This is a genomic window from Nocardiopsis listeri (assembly GCF_020741345.1).
Classification (GTDB): domain Bacteria; phylum Actinomycetota; class Actinomycetes; order Streptosporangiales; family Streptosporangiaceae; genus Nocardiopsis; species Nocardiopsis listeri_A.
In genome coordinates this window covers 1-5,240 of the sequence record NZ_DYZD01000337.1, presented here as the reverse complement: position 1 = coordinate 5,240, position 5,240 = coordinate 1, and the positions used below count along the sequence as shown (strand labels likewise).

At 68.0% G+C, this 5,240-nt stretch carries 1 protein-coding gene; it reads left to right on the top strand.

All coding sequences use genetic code 11. The annotated features are described in order from the left end of the window. The coding region (locus tag K8V84_RS18135; protein ID WP_304076423.1) for a hypothetical protein at positions 1–5,240 on the top strand (5,240 nt) is incomplete at both ends.

Below are 5,240 nucleotides of genomic sequence, written 5' to 3'. Positions count from 1 at the left end.
CAGGCCCGTGCGCGTGCGACCGACTCCGGTGTCGATGCCCGTCTCGCCCAAGCCCGTGCCGCCTTCGAAGCGAAGCTCGACGGTTGGCGGGAGAGCGGTCGGCTGGCACGGGCGATGGACCTCGCGGACCGGAACGGGGTGCGCGTTCCCACCTCGGCCATGATCGACGTGTTGCCCGGGGCCATGCGGGGCGTGCTCGAAGACGTACTGACCGATTCCACTGATCTGGCCTACGCCGACGCGCTGGCCATCTTCGCCGCTGGGCGTGACCACATCGCAGGTCGCGCACGGATCGAGGACATCCCCGGCGTTCAGGGACGCACTCACATCACGGCCGGTGGTGTCAAGAGGCAGATCGACCAGTGGCGTGGCGAAGGTGAGCTGATCGATGCGTTCATCGTGCTCGCCGACAGCGGCCTGGAGGTGACGGGCAGAGAGTGGATCGGAGCCCTGCCGGAGGGAACGAAGGAGGGGGTCGCCCGCCGTTTGTGGTCCGGATCGGATCCGGCCCTTGGCGGCCTGGGTTTGGGCCTGGACCGGGGCTTGGACCAGGCGGGGCTGAGCCACGTGGCCCTGGAGGTGTTCAGCGCCGGGTTCGACCAGATGCTGTATCGTGCACCGGCACGAGAACTCACCATCACCGTTCCGGACGGCTCACGAGTCCAAGTGACCGCGACGCAGGTGTACGAGCAGCTCAAGGCATGGCGGAAGCAGGGAACGCTGGCCGATGTGCTGAACATCCTACGGAACTCCGGTGTCGTCGTTCCCGACGATGTCCTCGCCCGAGCCTCCACCAGGCGGGCCGGGCAGCGGACGGTTCCCGTGAGGACGGGGCGGCCGGTGCCGCTCGAGCCGCCGGACGTCGTGTCCGCGAAAGCGCCCGCCACGGTCCGCATCGCACCACCGCCTCCCGCGGACCACAACGATGTGCTCACGGTGCCGTTCGCCAGGAGCAAAGCCGCGCTGAGCGAGGCCGGCCGATCGGAGATCAAGGACTTCGCCCATCGCAGGGTCAACGAAGCCTACTGGGCGTTGCTGCACAACAGGCAGTTGCCCGCCACGGAGGTGCGGGGCCACGGCAGTCGGGCCGGTGCCTCCGACACGGCGGGGACTCGCGGGGAGCAGGTCTCCAGCGCGTACAAGGAATTCGTCCAGAAGCGAGACGTACACAAGATCGGCATCATCGCGGATGACCTGGTCCCCACCGTTCTGGCCCCATCGAGGGGGCAGGGTGGGAAGGAGACCGACCGTTCCGCGGAACTGCGCACCGTCGCACCACCCGCGCCGCGGATCGTCGTCGGCGCCCCCGGAGACAGCGGCCGACAGGTGCCCCGCATCCTGCACATGAACTGGTTCCACGGAAAGATTCCCGAGGCCAGCGCGCAGAACATGCGGGACTGGGTCGCCCGTGCCGCGGAGGCGGGCTGGACGGTCCGTCTGTGGACGGACGATTCGGCGGGTCGACGTAACAGAGCACTGTTCTCCGACTTGGCGGGCACGATCGGGGACGATGGTCTGCCGGTGGTGGAGGTCTCGACATCCCCCGCCGACGCCCTCGGTATCAAGGGCGGAGCACGCGAGCTACACGATTTCGCCACTGAGCGGGAGGTGTGGCCGATGCAGTCGGATATCGTCCGCTATCACGCCCTGGTCACCCACGGCGGGATGCACGTCGACTCCGACATCGGCCCGGGAACGATCGACCTGGGCCGCTCCCTGCCGTCGATGGGCACCGACTCCGTGCCCATGCTCGCTCCGTTGCTGCGCGACCAGGAACAGGAGAACCAGGTTCAGCGGAAGGTGCGGGAGCTGGGGCTGCTCACCGGAGCCGGCGAGGCCGGGCTTCCCACACCCGCCCGATACCAGTGGCGTTTGGGAGACTTCAACAACAACCTCATCGTCGCTCCACCCGGCTCACGCTTCCTGAACGAGATGATCTCCGGGCTGGCCCTCACCGACGAGATTCGCAACGCCGTCCCACGACCGCTGCCGCAGCTCGAGGGCACCCAGGCGGAACAAGCCAGGGGTGTTGCCGCCCAGTTCACCGGACCGGGCAAGATGCGCTCTCGTCTGGCCTCCCACATCGCGGCTCAAGATCCCCGTCAAGTCGATGACAGGCGCCGCTTCGGTGAGTTCCGGAAGGGTAACTGGAAGGTCGACCCCAGGTATACCGACTACCTCTCGGGTGTCGAGTGGGTCACCGCCGACAGTGCCGACTACGTCAAGTACGTCGCCACGGATTCCGGCAGCGGCTCCGACTCAGGTGGGGGACCTGTGCACGCCAGGACCGTGCAGGCCCCGGGCGAAGGGCGGCGGGATCCCGCCACGTCGCCGGTCCGGTTCACCGCGAGTCCCGAGATCGGTGCGGGGACTTCGGTGGCGGGCGGTTCGACGGCGGGAGGCACTGGTCGCGGTGGGCGTGTGCCGCGATTCCTTCTCCGGGAGCCGGCGCCCGTCTGGGACGGCCTGCCCACGTTCTATCCGCGACAGGAGGCGGTCCGGTCGGAGTGGGTGCGCTCCTACCCCTTCGTAGAGGAGCCCGATGGGGCGCCTTCCCGAATGAACTTCGAACTTGACACCTCCCACGGCCGGATGCGTGCGGATGTGGAGGTCCACCGCCCCTTCTTCGACTCCTCCGTGGTCGAGGTCCCTGGTGAGGACGGTGCGGATAGCCGCTACGTTCGCCAGGTCCAGGTGCGGTTGCGCGTGCGTGTCAACCCCAATGTCTTCTCCCGGGACGCCGCGACGGCGGCCGCCGCGGCGTTGAAGCAGCGAATCGAGGCCTTGTTCAACGGCCTGTACGTGCTGCCGCACAGCGGTGATCAGTTGCATGTGTCCGTGGAGCCGGCCGAACTCGGGCGGCCTTACCATGCCGATGTCATATGGTACCGGGTTCCGCCCGAGGTCGATGGGGCGCCGTCCAGTGTTCTCGGGCCGGCGGACGGCGACCGGGGAACACGCGACCTCCTGCGGCGGTTGGGATTGCTCGACCATGACCCGACGCGCGGCCGGGGAGAGCCGTTCGTGGCGCGTCAAACGCTGGAACGCATTGAGAACGCCGCGCCCATCCGGGACGGCTTGTCCGATTTCGACCAGAATTGGGCCAGGAAGAGGAAGAGGGGGGACGCTGATCCGAGGATGGAGGGACGCTGGTTCTCCCGTGACTTCGCCGACGCCCTCAAGCTGCCGGATGACGCCCCTCCGCTGAGCGTCGAGGTGGGTACCGGCCGTGGCCGCATACGCGCGAAGGTGGCGTTCGACGCTCGATTTTTCCTGTCCGCCCCGATCGAGGCCGTCCGAGGTGAGGGAGAGGGTGACCAGGGTGATCCGGCATCCTTCCGACACGTTCTGCTGAGGGTGCGCGCCGCCGCGGGCGACGGCGTGGACGAGCCGGGCGCGCTCGCGGCCACCATGCAGGTGAAGCGATACGTCGAGGAACTGTTCAACCGCAAGTACGTGCTTCCGCGCAGCGGCGAACAACTCCATGTGTCCGTCGTGGTGCTGAAGAGCGACCACCCGCTCGACCAGGTCCACGCCACTTTGACCTGGTCTACGATGCCGTCCTCACAGGACGGCGCGCAGGACCCTGCTCCCTCCGGCGCTCTCGAGGTTGCAGGGATCGGCGAGGTGCTGCGTCGGCTGGGGATGCTGGACGGGGACCCGGCACGGGGCGAGGACCACCCGTACGTGGCGCGGCGGACGCTGGACCGGATCGAGACCATGGCGGGGACACGACCGCCACAGCGGTGGGCCGATCCTCAGGGTGAGGTCCCGCTTTCCGACCATGAACACAAGGTGGTGGGGAACCCGGCGAAGTGGCGGGGGGCGGGTAGGGACGAGTGGGAGATCGCGCGGGCGGCCGCGCGGGTCCACCAGGTAGGTGCACACGTGAGTTCCGCGGGGGCCGAGATCCAAAGGTCCGCCCGCGCGGCCCGGCCGCTGGGCGAGAACGACTTCGATGCGCACGGTGCCCTCAAGAATCCGGCGGGGGTGGTGGCGGAGGGCACGGTCCTGGGCGTGCCGCGCTTCGTCTCGGCGGATATGAAAGCCAAGTGGGTCGCTCCGCGCAGGTTCGAGCACCGGCGGATCCCGATCCCCGAGCGGTACCGCGGGAAGACCGGGAAGGATGGCCCGACCCATGTCCGGGAGATCACCTTCCGCGTGCGGCCCATCCGCCACTCGAGCATGACGAAGGGACAGTTCGACGCCTATCTCAAGGACTATGCCAAGAAGCTGGACGCCATGTTCAATGGCCGGTTCCGGTTGCGTGGGGACGGGAGCCTCCTCGACCAGAGCGGTGCGGTGGTGCACCGGCTCGGCGAGGACCTGTTCGAGACGCTGTTCGGCAGGGACAGCGTTCGCGACCCGAGGGACCTGAAGGGCAACGAGATCACGGTGCCCGGCACCGACCCGTTGCCCGGAACAGGCGATCAGCTGCACGTCCGCCTCGAACTCGCCAAGGACACCACACCCTCGCACGACCTGCACGCTACTCCCATCGTGCGCCACTACGAAGACGCGGCCCGGTCCAAGGACATGCCGGGTTTGCACATGATGAGCTGGCACGACGGGTACCCGGTGGAAGCAGCCGTACATGAGACCGCGCACTGGCTCGGGTTGATGGACGAGTATTTCGACCCGAGTTCGGTCTTTCGCTGGCGTCGGGGTGCCGGCGCAGTACGTGTCGACGGTGCTTTGATGACGAACAGCTGGACCAGGTTCTCCGAGGGTCGGGTTCGGAAGGTCCAGGACCCTACCCTGCGGACCCGGTACGCCGACACCATCGCTTCGGTCATGGACCACGGCACCTCGGACTACGCGCCACCACGTTGGGCCCACATGAAAGACGAGGACAAGTTCCACATTGTCCGTCTCCTCGAACCCGGCCTGAGCACGTCCGACCCGCGGCGGTTCAAGGTGTTCGATCGGTTCGCCCTGGTCATCGACGTGTTCGCTCGCGGTTGGGGCACCGACCGGGTTGCCGAACAGTTCGTGGCTCCTGCGGACGCCGCGGCGCGTGGTGCCGTTCGTGAACAGATGAGTATCGCCGCTGACGCGCGTGTCGCGGCCCGTCGTGAGGGGGTGCGTGCCGCGCAGGCCCGTGCCTCCGGGGAGGACACCAGGGCTCGGGAGGCCGATGTTCGCGCGGTCGAGTTCGAAGAGGCGGCGCGTGCCGCCGACGCGCGTGCGACCGTGGCCCGTAAACACTCTGCCGACTCCGGCGCCGATTCCCGCGTAAC